The 18,293-nt window shown below is 61.4% G+C and carries 18 protein-coding genes and 1 pseudogene; 8 read left to right on the plus strand and 11 right to left on the minus strand.

The genetic code is table 11. The features are described 5' to 3' along the window. The first annotated feature begins 153 nt into the window (after positions 1 to 153). The 7 genes and pseudogenes from ILT44_RS18475 (at position 154) to ILT44_RS18505 (ending at position 7,946) form a co-directional block, all read left to right on the plus strand. A complete protein-coding gene (locus tag ILT44_RS18475) occupies positions 154 to 1,134 on the plus strand; it encodes a tripartite tricarboxylate transporter substrate-binding protein (protein WP_204241083.1) in 981 nt (326 codons plus the stop codon). 68 nt (positions 1,135 to 1,202) lie between these two features. Continuing rightward, complete coding sequence (locus tag ILT44_RS18480; protein ID WP_204241084.1) at positions 1,203 to 2,285, plus strand: tartrate dehydrogenase; 1,083 nt, start codon at positions 1,203 to 1,205, stop codon at positions 2,283 to 2,285. A 72-nt stretch (positions 2,286 to 2,357) separates the two neighbouring features. After that, positions 2,358 to 3,434, plus strand: a complete 1,077-nt coding sequence (locus tag ILT44_RS18485) for a tartrate dehydrogenase (RefSeq protein WP_239468359.1) — start codon at positions 2,358 to 2,360, stop codon at positions 3,432 to 3,434. A gap of 15 nt (positions 3,435 to 3,449) precedes the next feature. Next, positions 3,450 to 4,733 carry a glycerate kinase type-2 family protein gene (locus tag ILT44_RS18490; RefSeq protein WP_204241085.1) on the plus strand — a complete coding sequence of 428 codons (1,284 nt, stop codon included), beginning with the start codon at positions 3,450 to 3,452 and terminating at the stop codon, positions 4,731 to 4,733. A gap of 3 nt (positions 4,734 to 4,736) precedes the next feature. Continuing rightward, positions 4,737 to 6,178: pseudogene (gene pyk, locus ILT44_RS18495) on the plus strand (pyruvate kinase). A 301-nt stretch (positions 6,179 to 6,479) separates the two neighbouring features. After that, a complete protein-coding gene (locus ILT44_RS18500; RefSeq protein ID WP_204241087.1) occupies positions 6,480 to 7,418 on the plus strand; it encodes a GGDEF domain-containing protein in 939 nt (312 codons plus the stop codon). Between the two features lie 150 nt (positions 7,419 to 7,568). Beyond that, entirely contained in the window at positions 7,569 to 7,946 is a 378-nt protein-coding gene (locus ILT44_RS18505; RefSeq protein WP_204241088.1) for an amidase family protein, read from the plus strand. A gap of 174 nt (positions 7,947 to 8,120) precedes the next feature. Here ILT44_RS18505 and ILT44_RS18510 read toward each other — a convergent pair whose 3' ends face one another. From ILT44_RS18510 to ILT44_RS18550, 10 genes are all read right to left on the minus strand, one after another. After that, positions 8,121 to 8,345, minus strand: coding sequence for a hypothetical protein (locus ILT44_RS18510; RefSeq protein ID WP_204241089.1), 225 nt, complete (start codon positions 8,343 to 8,345; stop codon positions 8,121 to 8,123). 201 nt (positions 8,346 to 8,546) lie between these two features. Then, on the minus strand, positions 8,547 to 8,813 hold the full coding sequence (locus ILT44_RS18515) for a hypothetical protein (RefSeq protein WP_204241090.1): 267 nt from the start codon (positions 8,811 to 8,813) through the stop codon (positions 8,547 to 8,549). 299 nt (positions 8,814 to 9,112) lie between these two features. Beyond that, on the minus strand, positions 9,113 to 10,804 hold the full coding sequence (locus ILT44_RS18520) for a tyrosine-type recombinase/integrase (protein WP_204241091.1): 1,692 nt from the start codon (positions 10,802 to 10,804) through the stop codon (positions 9,113 to 9,115). Between the two features lie 200 nt (positions 10,805 to 11,004). Beyond that, positions 11,005 to 11,250, minus strand: a complete 246-nt coding sequence (locus ILT44_RS18525; RefSeq protein WP_204241092.1) for a helix-turn-helix domain-containing protein — start codon at positions 11,248 to 11,250, stop codon at positions 11,005 to 11,007. Positions 11,251 to 11,416: 166 nt separating this feature from the next. Continuing rightward, positions 11,417 to 12,115: a hypothetical protein gene (locus tag ILT44_RS18530; RefSeq protein WP_204241093.1), complete on the minus strand. Its 699-nt coding sequence runs from the start codon at positions 12,113 to 12,115 to the stop codon at positions 11,417 to 11,419. A gap of 812 nt (positions 12,116 to 12,927) precedes the next feature. Continuing rightward, complete coding sequence (locus tag ILT44_RS18535; protein ID WP_307826569.1) at positions 12,928 to 13,365, minus strand: tyrosine-type recombinase/integrase; 438 nt, start codon at positions 13,363 to 13,365, stop codon at positions 12,928 to 12,930. Continuing rightward, complete coding sequence (locus ILT44_RS18540) at positions 13,281 to 14,111, minus strand: tyrosine-type recombinase/integrase (RefSeq protein WP_204241095.1); 831 nt, start codon at positions 14,109 to 14,111, stop codon at positions 13,281 to 13,283. Before ILT44_RS18540 ends, ILT44_RS18535 begins: the two co-directional genes overlap by 85 nt. A gap of 424 nt (positions 14,112 to 14,535) precedes the next feature. Beyond that, entirely contained in the window at positions 14,536 to 14,670 is a 135-nt protein-coding gene (locus ILT44_RS31490; protein ID WP_255549759.1) for a hypothetical protein, read from the minus strand. Positions 14,671 to 14,708: 38 nt separating this feature from the next. Further along, complete coding sequence (locus ILT44_RS18545) at positions 14,709 to 15,857, minus strand: DUF3616 domain-containing protein (RefSeq protein WP_204241096.1); 1,149 nt, start codon at positions 15,855 to 15,857, stop codon at positions 14,709 to 14,711. A 663-nt stretch (positions 15,858 to 16,520) separates the two neighbouring features. Next, positions 16,521 to 17,069, minus strand: a complete 549-nt coding sequence (locus ILT44_RS18550; RefSeq protein ID WP_204241097.1) for a Spy/CpxP family protein refolding chaperone — start codon at positions 17,067 to 17,069, stop codon at positions 16,521 to 16,523. A 328-nt stretch (positions 17,070 to 17,397) separates the two neighbouring features. Here ILT44_RS18550 and ILT44_RS18555 point away from each other — a divergent pair, with 328 nt between their 5' ends. Next, positions 17,398 to 17,643: a DUF6894 family protein gene (locus ILT44_RS18555; protein ID WP_204241098.1), complete on the plus strand. Its 246-nt coding sequence runs from the start codon at positions 17,398 to 17,400 to the stop codon at positions 17,641 to 17,643. A 243-nt stretch (positions 17,644 to 17,886) separates the two neighbouring features. Here ILT44_RS18555 and ILT44_RS18560 read toward each other — a convergent pair whose 3' ends face one another. After that, the gene (locus tag ILT44_RS18560) at positions 17,887 to 18,213 is read right to left on the minus strand and encodes a hypothetical protein (protein WP_204241099.1); all 327 of its coding nucleotides are present in this window, start codon (positions 18,211 to 18,213) and stop codon (positions 17,887 to 17,889) included. Positions 18,214 to 18,293 lie beyond the last annotated feature (80 nt).

The raw sequence follows: 18,293 nt of genomic DNA on the forward strand, positions 1-18,293 counted from the left end.
GCCGGTCTGCTCGCGGTGGCCGCTATCCTACTTGTGATCGCCCTCCTGCCTTCCATCCGAAAGGGAAGGGACGAGGTCTTTGTTGAGTAGCGAGTGGCGCGTGTGCGGCGCCGATGGTCCGACAACAGCAATCAACCAGGGAAGGAAATGCACATGAAACGAACTCTCTTCACCCTCGCCGCGGCTCTCGGCTTCGTTGCGACGGCTGCACAGGCACAGGGCACCTATCCGACACGGCCGATCACTCTGGTGGTTCCGTTCACCGCCGGCGGAACGACTGATGTGGTGGCCCGCTTCATGGCCGATCACATGGGTCGCACTCTTGGCCAGCAGCTCGTGGTCGAGAACGTCACCGGCGCCGGTGGCACCGTCGGTGTCACCCGGGTCGCCAAGGCTGAGCCCGATGGCTACACGATCCTGATGGGCAACCTGGGAACGCAAGCGGCGAGCGTCGGCCTCTATCCGAAGCTGGCCTATGATCCACGCACCGATTTCGAGCCGATCATGAATTCGGCGTCGACGCCGATGCTCGTGGTCGCGAAGAAGGACCTGCCGGTCAAGGACTTCAAGGAATTCATCGCGTACCTGAAGGCCAATGCCCCCAAGATGAACTATGGCTCCGGCGGTGTCGGCTCGACCTCGCACCTGACGTGCCTGTTCATGGAATCCCTTCTGGGGGTGAAGCCGCAGCACGTGCCGTTCCGTGGCTCGGGGCCGGCCCTGAACGCGCTCCTCGGTGGCCAGGTCGATTACGTCTGCGACCAGACGGTTGCCATCGTTCCGACCGTCCAGGCCAAGCAGGTAAATGGACTGGTCGTTGCGGTCCAGAACCGCCTTCCGGTTGTCCCAGATGTCCCAACATCGGCTGAACAGGGGCTGCCGCAATTCCAGGCGACGGGCTGGAACGCGCTCTTCGCACCCAAGGGCACGCCCAAGGACATCGTCACGAAGCTGAATGCTGCGGCCAAAGCTGCCCTCAAGGACGAGACCACGCGCAAGCGCCTTCTCGACCTCGGCGCCGAGCTCCCGGACGAGGCCGGCCAGACGCCCGAGGCTCTCGGCCAACTCGTCAGCTCCGAAATCGACAAATGGGTCCCGATCATCAAGGGCGCAGGCGTGACGGGGCAGCAGTAGCAACTGACAACCGCGCGAACCCATACTGAGCTTTCGGGCACACTTAATACTGACGAACAGGATTTCACATGGCACAGGATCAAAAGAAGCGCTATCGGCTGGCGGTCATCCCTGGCGACGGCATCGGGAAGGAAACGACGCCTGAAGGCGTGCGTGTCCTCGAGGCCGCTGCCAAGAAGTTCGGCTTTGACTTGCAACTCGACCACTTCGACTTCTCGTCCTACGACTATTACGCCAAGCACGGGCGCATGCTGCCAGAGGACTGGAAGAACCAGATCGGCTCCCACGACGCCATCTTCTTCGGCGCGGTCGGTTGGCCGGAGAAGATCCCGGACCATGTCTCGCTCTGGGGCTCGCTGCTCCAGTTCCGGCGCGAGTTCGATCAGTACATCAACCTGCGACCGGTGCGCCTGATGCCCGGCGTGCCGACGCCGCTCGCCAACCGTAAGCCCGGCGACATCGACTTCTGGGTCGTGCGCGAGAATACCGAGGGCGAGTACTCGTCCATCGGCGGCAAGATGTTCCCGGGCACGGAGCGCGAGGTGGTCATCCAGGAAACCGTGATGACGCGCATCGGTGTTGACCGCGTGCTGCAATTCGCCTTCGACCTCGCGCAGAAGCGGCCCAAGAAGCATCTGACCTCGGCCACGAAGTCGAATGGGATCTCGATCACCATGCCCTATTGGGACGAGCGCGTGGAGGAGATGGCCAAGCGCTATCCAGACGTGAAGTGGGACAAGTACCACATCGACATTCTCACAGCCCATTTCGTGCTGCATCCCGACTGGTTCGACGTGGTCGTCGCATCGAATCTCTTTGGGGACATCCTGTCCGATCTTGGCCCAGCCTGCACGGGCACCATCGGCATCGCGCCCTCGGGCAACATCAATCCTGGCAGTGATTTCCCGTCGCTGTTCGAGCCCGTCCACGGTTCGGCTCCGGACATTGCCGGGCAGGGGATCGCAAACCCCATTGGCCAGATCTGGGCCGGCGCCATGATGCTGGAGCATCTCGGCGAGGGCGAAGCGGCTGCCGCCATTGTGCAGTCCATTGAGGATGTGCTGAGCGAGCGAACCCTGCGCACGCGCGATCTCGGCGGCAATGCCGGAACCGAGACCACGGGTAAGGCTGTTGCCGACGCCCTGGGCTAGAGAGCCAAGCACAGAAGTGAACTCAAATCCTGACCGCGAGATGTCGCCGGTCGCAGCTAAAGGAAACCAATAATGAACAGCTACAAGATCGCAGCCGTCCCCGGCGACGGAATTGGTAAGGAAGTCATCGCTGCCGGCGTTGAAGTTCTCCAGGCTTTGGCCGAGCGGGACGGCGGTTTCAATCTCGATTTCGAGACCTTCGACTGGGGCTCGGACTACTACAAGAAGCACGGCATCATGATGCCGGAGAACGGCCGGGAGACCCTGAAGAACTTCGACTCAATCTATTTTGGCGCCGTGGGTGCGCCCGACGTGCCCGACCACATTACGTTGTGGGGGCTGCGCCTCGCCATCTGCCAGCCTTTCGACCAATACGCCAATGTGCGCCCGACCCGGATCCTGCCGGGCATCCAGGGACCGTTGCGTGATGTGGAGGCGAAGGATCTCGACTGGGTGATCGTCCGCGAGAACTCCGAGGGCGAATATGCTGGCCAAGGCGGGCGCTCTCACCGGGGACTGCCGGAGGAGGTGGCAACTGAGGTCTCGATCTTCACTCGTGCTGGCGTCACCCGCATCATGCGGTTTGCGTTCGAGATCGCACGCTCGCGTCCGCGCAAGCTGCTGACTGTGGTCACCAAGTCCAATGCCCAGCGGCACGGCATGGTCATGTGGGACGAGATCGCGGCCGAGGTGGCGCAGGATTATCCCGACGTGACCTGGGACAAGATGCTGGTCGATGCCATGACGATGCGCATGACCCTGAAGCCGCAGACTCTTGACACCATTGTCGCGACCAACCTGCATGCGGACATCCTGTCCGATCTGGCTGCGGCTCTCGCAGGCTCGCTCGGCATCGCGCCGACGGCGAACATCAATCCGGAGCGCAAGTTCCCGTCCATGTTCGAGCCGATCCATGGTTCGGCTTTCGACATCACCGGCAAGGGCATCGCCAATCCTGTCGGCACCTTCTGGACCGCAACCATGATGCTGGAACATCTGGGTGAAAAACCTGCGGCCGAGCGCCTGATGCGGGCGATTGAACGGGTCACGGCCGATCCGTCGCTGCATACGCCGGACCTCGGTGGCCAGGCCACGACCCGCCAGGTCACGGATGCCGTCATCGCGGCCATCCACGGCGACAACGCATAAGGACAGGCAGCGCCGATGCTCCAGCCGCGTGGAATCCTGCGATCATTGTTCGAGGCGGCCATCGCGGCCGCCAACCCGGCTCAATGCGTGCCTCCGAACCTGCCGCAGCCGCCGCGGGGACGCACGATCGTCATCGGGGCGGGCAAGGCCGCGGCCTCCATGGCGCGTGCGGTCGAGCAGCACTGGAAAGGTGACCTATCGGGACTTGTCGTCACGCGTTATGGCCATGCCGTGCCGGCGTCCCGTATCCGGGTCCGCGAGGCGGCCCACCCGGTGCCGGACATGGCAGGCCTCGAGGCGGCACGCGAGATCATCAGCCTCGTCGCCGATCTTGGACCCGACGATCTCGTACTGTGCCTGATCTCGGGCGGCGGCTCAGCGCTCCTGGCGCTGCCGATCGAGGGCCTGACGCTCACGGACAAGCAGGAAGTGAACAAGGCGCTGCTGCGGTCGGGGGCGACAATTGGCGAGATAAACTGCGTCCGACGGCATCTCTCGGCCATAAAAGGCGGGCGGCTGGCCGCGGCATGCCACCCCGCGAAGATCGTCACGCTCCTGATCTCCGATGTTCCCGGCGACGATCCGATCAACATCGCCTCCGGTCCGACCGTGCCAGACCCCACCACGTGTGAAGACGCACTTGAGATCCTGGAGCGCTACGGGATCAAGCCGGCTCCGGCGGTGCTGGAAGTTCTCACCAGCGGTCGGGGCGAGACAATCAAATCTGGGGACGAGCGCCTTGCACAAGCCGACGTCCGGATGATCGTCACGCCGCAAATGGCCCTGGAGGCTGCGGCTCGGGTCGCAGCCAAGCACGGTCTTGCCGCACATATCCTTGGCGATGCAATCGAAGGCGAAGCTCGCGACCTTGGTAAGGTTATGGCTGGGATTGCGCTCCAAGTGGCGCGGAGAGGTCAGCCCTTCACCCCACCTTGCGTGCTCCTCTCCGGCGGCGAGACGACCGTGACAGTGCGGCGGCAGGGGCGAGGCGGGCGCAACGTTGAGTTCCTGCTGTCCTTGGCCACGACCCTCGACGGGCATCCTGGGGTCCATGCTCTTGCGGGGGACACAGACGGAGTCGACGGCCTTGAGGAGATTGCCGGGGCCTACCTCGCGCCGGACAGCATCGCCCGTGCCTGGACCAAGGGCATCGGCGTCAAGAGGAGCCTTGCCGAAAACGATGGCCATGGCTTCTTTGAAGCGCTCGGCGACGGCATCGTGACCGGGCCGACCCTCACCAACGTCAATGACTTCCGCGCGATACTCATCACCGAGGAGGCGGCGATCAACGCTGAGTAAGCCATGCGCCGACAACGCCATGCCAAGATCGTCGCGACCGTCGGACCGGCGAGCGCATCGCCCGCCAAGCTGCGGGAGCTCTTCCTCGCCGGGGTCGACACCTTCCGGCTGAACTTCAGCCACGGATCCCACCAGGATCATGCCGCCGTCCATGCCGCGATCCGGGCGCTCGAGAAGGATGTCGGTCGGCCGATCGGCATCCTCCAAGACCTGCAAGGACCGAAGATCAGGATCGGCACGCTCAAGGGCGGTGCATTGGCCCTGCCCGAGGGCGAGACGATCCGGTTCGTCCTGGAGGGCACGGACGGCGACAGGACCTCGATCCCTCTTCCCCATCCAGAGATCTTCGCCGCGATCCTGCCGGGGCAGAACCGGCTCATCGACGACGGCCGTGTCCGGGTCAAGGTGACGGGACTTGGCAACGACTCCATCGAGGCCAGGGCCGTCACGGCTGGCAAGATCAGCAATCGCAAGGGCGTCAACCTGCCGGGCACGGCGCTGGAGCTGTCGCCTCTGACAGCAAAGGACCGGGCCAATCTCGCCTTCGGACTTGATCTCGGCGTGGACTGGGTGGCCCTGTCGTTCGTCCAGCGGTCATCCGACATGATCGAGGCCCGTGCCTTGATCGGCGAGCGGGCCGGGCTCCTGGCGAAGATCGAGAAGCCTTCGGCGCTTGATCATATCGAGGACATCGTGCGCCTGTCTGATGCAGTCATGGTCGCCCGCGGCGATCTTGGTGTCGAGATCCCACCAGAGGAGGTTCCCGGGCGGCAGAAGGAGCTGGTGCGCCTCTGCCGTCTGGCCGTGAAGCCGGTGATCGTTGCGACCCAGATGCTCGACTCGATGGTCGGTGCCCCGACGCCGACCCGGGCCGAGGCCTCCGATGTGGCAACGGCGATCTATGACGGGGCGGATGCGGTGATGCCGTCGGCGGAGTCCGTCGCAGGCCAGTATCCGGTTGAGGCGGTTGCCATGATGGACCGCATCATCAGCAAGACCGAGCAGGACAAGGCCTACCGCTCCATCGTCACGGCTCTAAGGGCAGCGATCGAGGAGAGCCCGCCCCATGCCGTTGCCAACACCGCGGCCGATTTGGCCCAGGCGATCCACGCCCCCTGCATCGTCGCGTGCACCTCAAGCGGCACCACCGCGAGCCGCATCGCCCGGATGTGGCGATCCTCGCGATCACTCCGGACGAGAACGTGGCGCGGCGGCTGTGCCTGCTTTGGGGCGCCCACAGCGTCCGCTCGGAGGACATCCACACCTATGAGGAGATGGTGGAGCAGGCCGAGGCGCATGCACGGTCTGAGGGCTTGGCCCAGCCCCCGGAGTTCATCGTGGTCGTCGCCGGCGTTCTCTTCGGAACGGCGGGTACGACCAACAATCTTCGGGTCGTGCAGCTCGCCCGGTGCGGGAATGATCAATCGATTGCTCATGGCAAATGACTGTTCCGAAAGGCGCTTGCGGCCATCCGACTTGTGGCACTCGGTGCCTGCTCCGTGTTCCCTTTTGGGAACATCTCATTTTCGCACTTTCCGGACTAAGGCCGAAAATCCCTTTGGATAGGTGCACTGAACATTCCTGTCAGTGAGCGGGGTTTACTGCCTAACCGGTCCCGTCCCAGAGGTGCTGTCCATGAGGCTGCGCCCGAAACGAAGTCAAATAAGGAGAACCCCTCAGTGGATGGCCAGTTTGCAGCTTGGCAAGGAGTGGCTATCCTGCTCGTCTTCATTGCCTTGAGTTTTCATGACCTCGTTGCCTTTCACCCCTGATGACGGGGCCCTCCGGTACCTAGTAGAGACTCTCACGGAGAGCGGGCAGGCGGTGTCCATCTTTGATGCTGACGACAATCTCCGGTACGCCAACAAAACTTATCAGGGCATGTTCCTGGGCAACTACAACGGTCCGTTCACCTTTACCGGCATCGTTCGCCACGCGCATAGGAACGGGCTTGGGGTCCGAATTGATGACGGGAATGTGGAGGCTTTCCTTGCAAGAACCCTGCCGCGGCGCCGCAGCGTTCCTCGCAAGTCTTTCGAGACCGATCTGGTGGATGGTCGCTGGTTCTGGATCGATCACACGGTGCTCCCGAACGGCTGGGTGCTGTCCGTGGGCGCTGACATCACAACTTTGAAGAACAATGAGAAGTCCCTGCGCCAAGCCCATGAGGCCGCGCTCAAGGCATCACAGACCGATCAGCTCACGGGGCTACCGAACCGCCGCCACATCCTGGGGCTGCTCGACGAGGCGCTCGCCGCCAGCGAGACGACGGGAACAGGCTTGTGCGTTGCGGTGATCGACATCGACCACTTCAAGGCCATCAACGATGCGCATGGGCACGAGGCAGGCGATGCTGTCCTCGAGCATTTCGCGCACTCCTGCCGAGCGAGGGTACGGGCACAGGACTGCTTGGGGCGCACCGGTGGAGAGGAGTTCCTGCTGCTGCTGCCCGAGGTTCGGTTGGACGATGCTGTGCGGATCATTGATCGCATCCGGGACGGCTTCCCTCCAGCGGTCCTGGAGCACAGCAGACTTGAACTGCCTTGCACCTTCAGTGCTGGAGTGACTGAAGCTCTGCCAGATGATGACCGCAGCTCGATCCTCCGTCGAGCTGACCGTGCCCTGTATGCCGCCAAGGAGGAGGGAAGGAACCGCACCAGGATCAGCTCTGAAGGAACACCTTGAGGATGCCGATCACCTCCTAGTGTGCATTTGACCAGTGCGTTGATCAACGCGCTCCCGGTGATCGCCTATGACGTCGAAAACCCAGTACTCAGGATAGTTGGTGAGGGATGTTGACTTCATCCAACTGCGCCACGGCAGGAAGGCTGGTTCGTGGCACTACCATTCGTGCTGAGCGCGAAGCTCCGCGAGTTCCTCGTGGCCGGCACCCATGTCATGGCCGAGGTTTACGAAGCCGCAAGAGAATTGGTTGTGGAGGTACGAGCGGATCTCTCGGATGTGGTGGACGGCCTCGACGTCCTGCTCACGCCAAGCGCGCCGGGCGAGGCGCCGCAGGGGCTGGAAGCGACCGGCGATCCGGTGTTCAACCGGATCTGGACGGCGCTGGGGGTTCCCTGCATCTGCGTGCCGGGTTTGACCGGACCGTCGGGGATGCCCGTCGGCCTACAGGTCGTTGGCCGTTGGGGCGATGACCGACGCGCCTTGTCCGCTGCATCAAGGATTAGCAGATCATGTCTCCAGCGTGATTGACCGCTCCGGAATGCCGCCGGATGACCTTGGTATTTCGGACCTCAGCACCTTCAGGCATGCATCATCCATCGAAGGTCCGGGATATGGCACTTTCCGGACCTGAGGCCTTGGTCGGGTTATGGAGGCATTGCGGACATTTTGAACAGGCAGTGGAACTCCCTTGCGTTTCCTGCATCAGGCTTCTGCAATGGTGTCGATCCAGCCACCAAACACGTCAGCAACCTCCAAGCTGCTGGCAAGATTGTAATTCTCGTCGGCGAGTTCCTTGTCCTGGTACTGCAGCAGGCTGCTTGCCAGGTGCGGCTCGGATCCTGCCCGATACCGGGCGGTGAAGGCCCCACTCCGCCGGAAGTCGTGTGGGCTGAGAGCCCGTCCGATGACGCACCGGGTGGTCTCCATAATCCTTCGTTCGACACTGCCATAGCTCAGTGCCTCACCATACTGCCCGATCCAAAGTGGGCCAGTGAGCAACGGATAATGCTCCTCCCCAATCATGCATTCGCCAGTGTACCGCACCAGACGGGGTCTCGCCCAATTAAGATAAAGGGCGATTGCAGGATTGAGGCGCTCCCTGATGAGGCGGAGATCGGTCCGTCCGCTCTAGACCTCTCTGCCCGGCAGTTTGATCGCCCAGCGATCCTGCTCGCGCGCAAAGCTGTGGCTGAGTTCGAGCTCCGAGAAGTTCTTCATCGGTCGGCGCCTGCGAGCTACTTGGGCTTCCTTGACCAGAGTGAGACCTGCCCGGATCAGAACCTCGGATGTGACGATGCGGTCAAACCGCTCCAGCGGGTAGGCGACAAAGTCCAGGTCATTGGCAATCTCTGTCAGCCAGTTGAGGTCCAGGGAGGGCGCCAGGACCCCTGCCATGCGCCGCAGCTTGTCACCGAGCGGGCGAGGGTCACAGATGTCCAACCAGAACGGACGCGCTCGATGTAGCAGTCAACGTTTTCAGGCGTGACCAGCCTGCCAGGTTCGGCCTGAGGATCGAGAGCGCCGCGCTCCTGAAGCGACTCGAGGAAGTAGCCGTAGCGGCGCTCGAGATCCTTACGGGTGATCGGCTTCCATCGGGACGCCGCGCCTCCACCCCGCACCAGGCTCGCAAGCCCGAAGCCATGCGAGGCGGTCGGCGGCAGGCCACCCATCGAGAGGCAAGGAGGTGATCATGCTCACTCCTCCTCGTCATCAAGATGAGAGTCGACGAGCTCGCCAAATCGCTCGGTCGCCGTGAAGCTCTCAAGACCGATGTAGAACTTCGTGGTGGTCTTCAGGCTGTTGTGCCCGAGGATCCGGCGCACGAACTCATAGTTTCCCGGTTCGCGCTTGAGGATCAGGGCAGCGGCGGCATGCCGGAACTGGTGGGTCCGCACCCGCAGGCCAGTGGCCGTCTCGACAGCGCGGGTGATCTGCTCGCTGAACATGCTTGGCGTCTTGAATGACCCGGTCTCGCCAGGGAACAACCACAGCTCATTGTGCCCCCGCAGGAGTACAGGCTGGTGGTCGTGCAGGTACTCGTCGATGAGCGCTGTGAGCCGCTCACTAAGCTTGAACTCGAGCTTCACGCGGTTCTTCACATCGTACTTTGGGAAGGTCAGCACGTAGCGAGTTCCAGGACCGCCTGGCCGGATCAGGTTGTGCTCCAGGCGGATCCGCACAAGGTTGCCACAGCGCACGGGTGCTGCGGTGAGGAGCCCCACTGCAACCGCTAACTGGGCGCGTACGGCAGCCTTGACAGGAGCATAGTCACGCAGGCTGCGAGCTTCCTCGATCATCCGATAGGGGGTTCGGATAACCTCATCCCAGATTGGGCCGCTCAGGACCTCGTGGACGAGCGCGAGATTGAACTCCGTCATCCTCTCACTTCTGTGCTCCTCAAGCTGGAAGCGCATCTCATCGAGTCGCTCCAGGGCAAGATCATCGAAGCCGCCCACATGACGAGCAATCGACAGCGCCTTCCAGGCCAGTTCGATCATGTAGGTGCTGGGCGTGCCTCCAGCCTCTTGTCCATAATCATCGAGGATCCGCTCAACCACATCAGGATCGAGAAGGGCACGCAGCGAGGTGAGATGTTCGAGAGGAAGGCCGATGCGTATGGCCCGGCGGGCGAAGGCTTCGATCTCGCGCCGACGCGTCGCGATGGTGGAGGCTTTCGCTGGCCGGAGCCTTTTGCCGGAGGCGGCCTGACGGATGCCAGCCAGTCCGTCGAGGTAGGCCCGAACATCATCTCGAAGCCCCCTGCGGAACTCGTCCCAGGTTGAACCGATCAACCGCGAAGGGAGGGCCGGCATCGAAAGGTGGACCGCAGGCCAACCCGGGATCTGCTCATGGCACTCATTCCAGGCTCGCGCCGTCGACCGGTGGGCGGCAGGTCCTCCGAGACGGGCGGTGGTCTCAGTCCGGTAGGCCAAGTACATGCGAAGTACATCGTCCGTGATTTGCTCCGGCGCAATGTCCTTGGCAGAGACGTAGCGCATCAGGCCGTAGACGCGCGCCCGCCGACCACGGTGCTCAATCTCGTCCCGGAGCGCCGCGCACACTGGGGTGAGGGGTGTACCCCGCACCGGCACATTGGTTTCTCCGCGCAAGAACCGCAGGGCAGCTTTCAAGTTCGCCTTATGGTTCCGGAAGGTCTGCACCGACAGCCCAAGTGGGGCATGGTGCAACCGCTCAATGGGCAGGCGTAAAGCCGTCCAGCGGGCTGGGATCAGGGACAAGGGGCGATCGAGCCAGCGTCCGATTTGCCGAAGCGAGCAGCTCCATTGCGTGCGGGTGGCATGGGGCAGGGCTTCGGCCTTGCTGATGAGAGCGATGGCCTCTTCCAGGGACAGTTCGAGCAGGGCAGGGGGCGTGATCTGGTTCATTGGGAGGGGTTCCAGATGGATCGGAATGGATGGAAGTAGATGTTAGACCACATTGGGGTATGTTCAAGTATATATAGGTTATTTTTATTCTGATGTACGATACTAAGCTATCTATTACTTGATGTAATCTGATGCATTGAGATGGATGGAGATAGATGATCGAGCAGATCCGGTTCGTCCGGTCGTGGGTGTTTCTTCGATCAACTTGACATCGCCTTCGCCGCGTAGGGTTGCGCAACGGCCTTAGGGTACTGCGATGTTGATGTGCGGGTTTGCGCTGCTTTGTAGGCCTCTATAGCCGTCAGGGTGTAACGAATGGCGCGGCCGCAACGAATGAAGGTAGGGCCAGTCCCGTTCATTCGCGCCTTGGCAAGGAAGCTGATGCTGACTTTGAGCTCTCTGGCGGCTTCTGAGGGGGTAAATACCTGATCGGGTGTTTTGCTCATGTTAGCCTCTGTGTTCTGACGAGTGATCGCCGTTCCCACAGAGACTTGGCCAAACCTCCGCTGCCGTCACACGACGGAATTGGGCAACTTGTGCCTACTTCTGTTCCAATTTCTTCAACCGGCTGAGACTTCGATTGATCCTTTTTGCGCACGCTATAGCGGACGGTCATCGACCTGCTTCTGGGAGTAGTATCTCAAACGCAAGCACAGAAGCAGTGAAAGCAGTTTCCACTCCAGCCTTTGATCCCCTGTCCCGTGTTGAAGTCGACATTCCGAGGCGTGTAACAGCTTCAAACAGTGCCTTAACAAAGTGGTCGTACCAACCAATCCCTCGCTGTCCTTGTTTCGAAGGAAGGTCCTTGAAGTTGTCTAGAATTAGCTCGGTATACAGCGATAGCTGCCGAAGTTGAGCGATGGCACTTTTCAGCTCGTTGTCGACCTTCCATGGAGATATGTCAGGGTCATTGGTCCATGCGACAGCGTCGATAAAGAAATGGGAGTAGGTTATTAGGTCATCAGCAAACGTCGTGCTCTTGTCGTTCCAAACTGCCGAACCGCCGGTGAAAGGCTCGATCGCTTGGATCGTTGCTCGTGTGCTCTGTGAGAGCCGGGTCAGCTTTCTGAGCAGTGTCTTTCGATCGTTGCTTGCTGTCTCTTTTCGATAGTATCCCCCTGTACCTGGCATGGAGTCACGCAGCACATTGAAGGCGCTCTGCACATTATCGAACTTCAGCCCGAAACGTTTGTGTAGTCGCTTCAGTATGCTGTTAAAGAAATCCGGCTCAACCAGAAGGTTAGTGGTTACAGGACCCATAAGTGCCAAGATATCTTGGAAAGTAGGTTGTTCATCGGAGGAGTCAGACATTCGCCGCCGACCTTTATGTGAAGACTTGGGCTGCGGCAGCCTTAATCATCCCGAGTACGAGACGCGAATTTAGCATATGCCCACGGCTCGAGGACTTTGTGCCGCGCAGAAGCATGCCGGCTAAGCGCACTTTATAGGGTGGAATGAGCGAGTTGATGCTGAAGACGGGGGATCCACTCAGCCCATTGATGCTGCGACATTCACTGAGGTCGTTAAGGGCGATCTCAGTGCATCCGTTGATGATCGATGGGCCTACAATTGTGGCTCCAAAAGCCGTGCCCTCTCGAATGATTGTGTTCTCTTCATAATCTATCTTATTCGTGCCACCCGGGAAGCCTCGGAGGACAAGGTGTGTTCCCGGTTCCGGTGTCTGCTCAATTGTATCAACGGTCAGCTTGAACGGGCCTTGGCCAAATAGATCAGTCTCGTCGAACCTCTTTGCAATCGGCAAAACGGCAATGTCGAACTTATCAATCTCCTCTGGATCATTGCCGACTAGCGTGCAGACGCACGTGTATGGGAGGAACTCCTTACTTTCATAATGAAACGGGATGCAAATCGCTTCCTGGTCAAAGCCGTTAAGGACGTGCTTCGCTGTAGCGATGAATTAATTGCCCTCGAATTCGCAGAGGAAGCTCGTTCCCGTCAGGGAGTATTCGTACCCCTCGAAGTAATTCCGGAATAAGACTGGGCGCGAGGCCCGGATCACGTCGAAAAGCCGTTTTTGGGATTGAGGTGGGGTACTCATTCTATGGTCCGTGTCCGCAATCGTTGATTGGTGTGGTCGAGAGGCCATGCTGGGCTACCCAACATCACGCTGCCATTCGTCCTGACACAAGACCGCGGATGTGCCGCCCCCAGAGTTTGAGCGCATCCTTGCGCTCGCTTAGGAACTCGTGCCGCTGGTACACGGCCGCTACGCCTGAGATTGTCCCAGTTTGGTGGTTGAGGATCTTGTCTGCTATGTGCGGCGCCACTCCAAGACGAGCCATGCCGGATACGACAGTTCGCCTTAGGTCGTGCAAGGTCCAATCGGCTACCTTAGAGAGTTTATCAAGGCGCTTCTTAGCTTTCGAGTGCCCTTGGGAACGCGTTGTGCCATCATTCGAGAATACCAAATCTCCCGTACGGGGTATCGCCTTTAACAGCGAGAGGGCTGGTCCGCTCAAGTGTACAATGTGTGGCTTACCGTTTTTGGCATGCTCTCTGGAATAATCCAAACTTGGCGATCCAAGTTTAGATCCGCCCAAGCCATCCGTCCGACCTCATCCCGGCGCTGCCCTGTCATGACAAGGGCCTCAATGATTGAGTCAAACGGAAACCCGATCTTCCGGGCAGCTTGCAGGATCTCGGCCAGTTCCTCATCGGTCAGCATGCGATGTCGCGCCTGCTCCCGGGCAGGCATGGCAACGCCGGAACAGGGCGAGATTTCAAGGAGCCCTCGCCCGATGCACCAGTTGAAAAACTTGCGAACTGCGGCCAACGCCCTGTTGGCCATGATAGGTGAGCCGCGCTCTCGTGCCCGATCGAGCAGAGCAATCACATCGCGCTTCCGCACCTCGCCAATCGTCCAGGAGCCCCAGTACGGCAGGACCTCCCGGTGTAGGATGCGGGCGGTCTCGGCAGCCGTCCGGTTCTGTGACACGTGCCTGGCGATGAACTCCGCCGCAAGGTCTGACACCTGCTCAGAAGCGATCCGGCGCTTCGCGGTCTGCTTCTCCGCCTGCGGGTCACGCCCAACCGCTCTCTCGGCCAAGACCCGCTGGGCCTCGATACGAGCCTGATGCGGTGTGGTTTGGCCATACTCGCCGATCGTGTACTTGCGAGGATTGCGCCGGTCGCCCGCATGCCGGTACTGGACGAGGAAGACCTTGCGCCCTGCCGGAGTGATCTTCAATCCAAGACCTTTCAGGTCTTCATCCCACCAGATCTCGTCGCGGCGGGCAGGGGTGGGCAAGGTGTCGATGATGCGCTTGGTGAGCTTGCAAGTGGGCATAACGAAGGACTCGTGCGTGGCTACCTGGACCGAGAATAGGTAGCCAGAAATTTACAAGAGGAGCTATTGCGAGGAATGATCAACCCACAGAAATGTAGTGATATCAGCTATTTATGATCGGTGAGCTATTGTCATCAACTGCCAGGAACATGCTGCTACCTGACTTTTAATCAGAGGGTCCTGGGTTCGAGTCCCAGCGCGCTCACCAATAATATCAAAGGGTTGCCGGCACTTGCCCTTTGAGATGTTTCTCTCCAGATAGCAGACGTACGAACAAGAGAAGCTCGCTCGCATCCGAGCCAGACTGAACCGGGCAGTGGAAACGAGCGATTGAGTCGTTTACGGCGAGTAACCTGCTCAGGGGGCGGACTGCCTGGAAACGAAGCTGAAGCCCAGGGTGATCAGATAGGAAATTTTGCGCAGATCAGATTGATCGGAAGATGCCGGTCAGATCGCCAACCGCCGTCCTGAGCGGAAGTGCAACCCGCTGGCTTTGATCGACCCTGAAGTAGAGCGCCTCGATACCGATGAGGAATTCCTTCGCCGGCGTCCAGATCACGTTGGCGCCGGCGCGACATTCGCCGCAGTGCCGCCCGTCTACTCGGCGGCCAGGGCTTTCGCTCGTGCCTTCAGGCGCTTGTTCGACCGGACGCGGTCTCCGGACGGAGCGATCAGGTCAGCGCGCACCGTGAAGGTATCCGGGTCAGTCCGCTCCAGGGCTGGGGCATCATAGATGACGAGCAGGGCCTCAGGGCCTGCCTCCGCCCAGAGATCGATGCCCTCAGGGTGATCGGCGTGCAATCGATACGGCAGCTCGGCGACTATCTCGATGCGGTCAGGGGCGATGACGCCGGAGACATCGGCGTGGACCGCGTCTCGCCAGCGCAGCACGAATGCCGGTCCTTCCAGGGACATCGTGGGCCCGACCAGTAGAAGGAGATCGTTGCCGTCGAACCGCATGTCGCGGATGCCGAGCCCGCGCGTATCGAGCAGATGCTTGCGGTAGCGCCGCTCACCGTCGATGCGGCGGGCCTTGAGCCGGCCCGGCGTCTTCTCCGCGATCTCCAGGTCGAGCACCACCGCGTGGCCCCGCAGCACCGGGCCGCGCAGGCCGAGCCAGATCCGGTCCCCGCGCGCAGCCAGCCCCTCGACGTCGAACCCGTTCTCCTTGGCCGGGATCGTCAGGAACGGGCCGAGATGCGGATCATCGGCGACCCAATCGTTTAGGGCGCTTTTCCCCTTGCCAAACTTGGCCCAGGCAGCCCGACGCCCGTCGTTCGAGTGGGTCGGCATGAACAAGCCCGGAGCCTCCTCGACCAACGGGATTCGGCCCAGGAAGTGGCGGTTGGACTCGCGGCCGACCTGCTCCATCCGGCGCAGGGCATCATCGGCTTCGCTCTCGTCGCGCTTGGGCTTGCTGCGCTTGAGCGCATGCGAGCCGACAATCCAGAGAAAGCCGTCCACAGCGCAGAGGCCTTCGATGTCCATCTCGCCCTTGGCGCCGTCGGGCAGGTCGACGAGTTCGTCGAGACCGAAATGCCGATGCTCGCCGAATTGGCCATCCTTCATGCGCCGCAGACGTTCGACGCTCGCCGTTTCGTCGCAGGCGAGAAAGAGGCTGTCGCCGATGCGTGCGACCGCGGACAGATCCTTGTAGAGCGGATCCTGCACATGTCGCAGCGGCCGCCAATCGGCAAAGACGAGATCGATGTGTCCGATGGTTTGGATATGGCTGTCCTGAGGCACGGTCATCTCCTCCCGGCGGTGCTGCCGAGTCTGATCGCTCACGCGATCCGACGGGAACCCGACGAAGACAACCCGACAACGGCTCGACCGCGAGGTGAGCGCACAGTTAAGTAACATAGGCTGAGATCGTTTGCGGCCAAGGGGCGACCGGGCCTGAACGGCTTGCCCTGCATCTCCTGATGCGCCTTCGATATTTCCGCACCGATCCGCCTGCCAACGGCTCCTGCTGGTACTGTACCAATCCGCAATGCGCCCAAGGCATCGAAGACATCGGTCCCGATGAGACGCCCTCCGCTTTGGCTCGACTTATGTGGAGCGGTCTACGGAATGTCAGCGAGGCAGTCCTCGCATCGGTATGGCGGCTCCCCCGAAGGTGTCGTTGCGGATTGCCGGCGACTGCGTGGCTTGCGATGTGACGTAGTTCGGCGGTCGCGAGTCCGAGCCGGAGCTTGAGACGCAAGCTGCCAGTAGAGCGCTTGCCACAAGTACGGCGATGATCGTTCGCATGGCATCTCCTTGATCCGCCGATAGGTGCCCGAGCGCCTTGCTGGGACATGCATCGGCCTATGTCGCCCAGTCAACGGGCAGAGTTCTGTCGTATCCAGCGGGGCATCGTCATAAGGCGTTCCGCCGCCGTTCCTGCCAATGCCATCAAGTCCGCGCTTACCTGGCTCCGCGCGCCTCATTAGGGAAAATCCAAAGATCGAGGCCCTCCTCGTCATCCACCTCCATGCGCCGGTTCTCGATGGCGTTCCGGAATCCCTCGATCGCGTGCACCGTCACGAGGCGCAGCCGCATCTTCTGGTCGGGGCTCAGGGTCTGGTAAAGCGGTTGCCAGGCATCGGCGAGTTTCTTCAGGCCCGCTGCCCGGTCTGCCAAGACGTCGGCACGCTGGCGGTAGAGTTGCACAGGATCGATCTCCCGCCACTGGCCCATGCGCTCTCCTAACGCTTCCAACCGGCGGTAGCGCGTCTCAGCTCTGGCGCGGATCGCCTCCTCCACGGCCGGCCAATACTGCTGCTGCTCCGGCGTGAGTTGAAGCGCGGCCTTGATTACCCCGACCCGAACATCGGTCAGCATCTTGAACTCGGCTTGGCTCAGCCGTCCGCTGTCAGGCGTGCCGACTGGGCTGGAGGTGGCTTGCTGTGCATGGGCTAAAGGCGCGCCAACGATGAACAAGGCCGTCACGGCACCGATCAATCCTTCCCGCATCTCTGTCTCCTGATGGTTCGAACAATCGTCAGCCTACGGGCCGGATCGTAGGCCTGCTTGACGCGTTGGGACTCCGTGTTGGCAGTTTGGGCCACAGCAGGCGCAAGCGGTGACCTTGACCGGCCCTGCGCCACTTACGAGCCCCGTGGACGGATGCGGATCTCCGGACCGACCTGTCCCACGACAAGTTGCCGTTGTGACACGCGAGGATTCTGCCGAGGCCCTTGGTCACGAAATGCACAGCAATTGTCCCAAGCAGACAAGCAGGTGCCCGGAATCGGAGCATGATGAAAGCACGGCTGGTACGGGCAGAAATGGATGGAGGGACATGCCTCGGTTCTTCTTTCACGTCAGGAGCGCTTGCAAGGATCTGAGCCGGGACGAACTGGGGCTCGACTATCCCGATGTCGAAACGGCTTACCTGGAAGTTTTCCGGGGCGCCCAAGGGATGATGTGTGAGTTTGCGGCCCGAAGCCTGAACCCGCAGGACTATGCCGTCGAGATTGAGAACGACTCGGGCGAGGTGGTCTTCGAACTTCCGTTCTCCGAGGTTTCCGGCCGACAAATTCCTTAACCACCGTTTCCAGTCCGATCTCATCGGACTGCCTGAGACCAGCAGACAGGCTAGCGTAATGCATTGCTGAGCTGGCCCGTCGGATCCTCCTCATCAGGTGAGGCCAGCGCTGTGTGTGGAATCCGCTGGAGTTCCCGGCAATGGCCGCTGCCCATAACGACAGACCAAGCGACTCGTCCGGCTGTCCCGGGTGCATTGCTCTGGCCTGTGGACCCTACATCGGGCACTGTCAAGTCGTTGTACTCAGCGAGGGCAGACGTCCCAGAAGCCCTGGGTGCGCTGGGGATCAGTGTAGTACCAGCAGGAGCCGGGGCTTGGCGGCTGGCCGGCATAGGAGGCGGCAGCGGCCGCCGTCACGAAGCCTAGCGCCGCTCCGGCAGCGACGGCCGCACCAGGGCGCCACCAATAGGAGGGTGGCCGGTACCAGCCGCCCGATGATATAGGGGGACGGTAGCCTGGACGGCCGACGACGTTGCCCGCAGGACCGCGTGCGACGGCCCCGCCGTACGGCCCACGCGCAACAACTCCGCCTTGGGGACCACGGGCCACCGCTCCGCGTGGCCCGCGCACCGCTGCCCCGCCCCGGGGACCGCGGGCGGCGGCTCTTGCATATTCAAGATCCCTTGTCTGGACAATCCGATCCACTGTGG

It is taken from the genome of Microvirga arvi (assembly GCF_016892765.1).
Classification (GTDB): domain Bacteria; phylum Pseudomonadota; class Alphaproteobacteria; order Rhizobiales; family Beijerinckiaceae; genus Microvirga; species Microvirga arvi.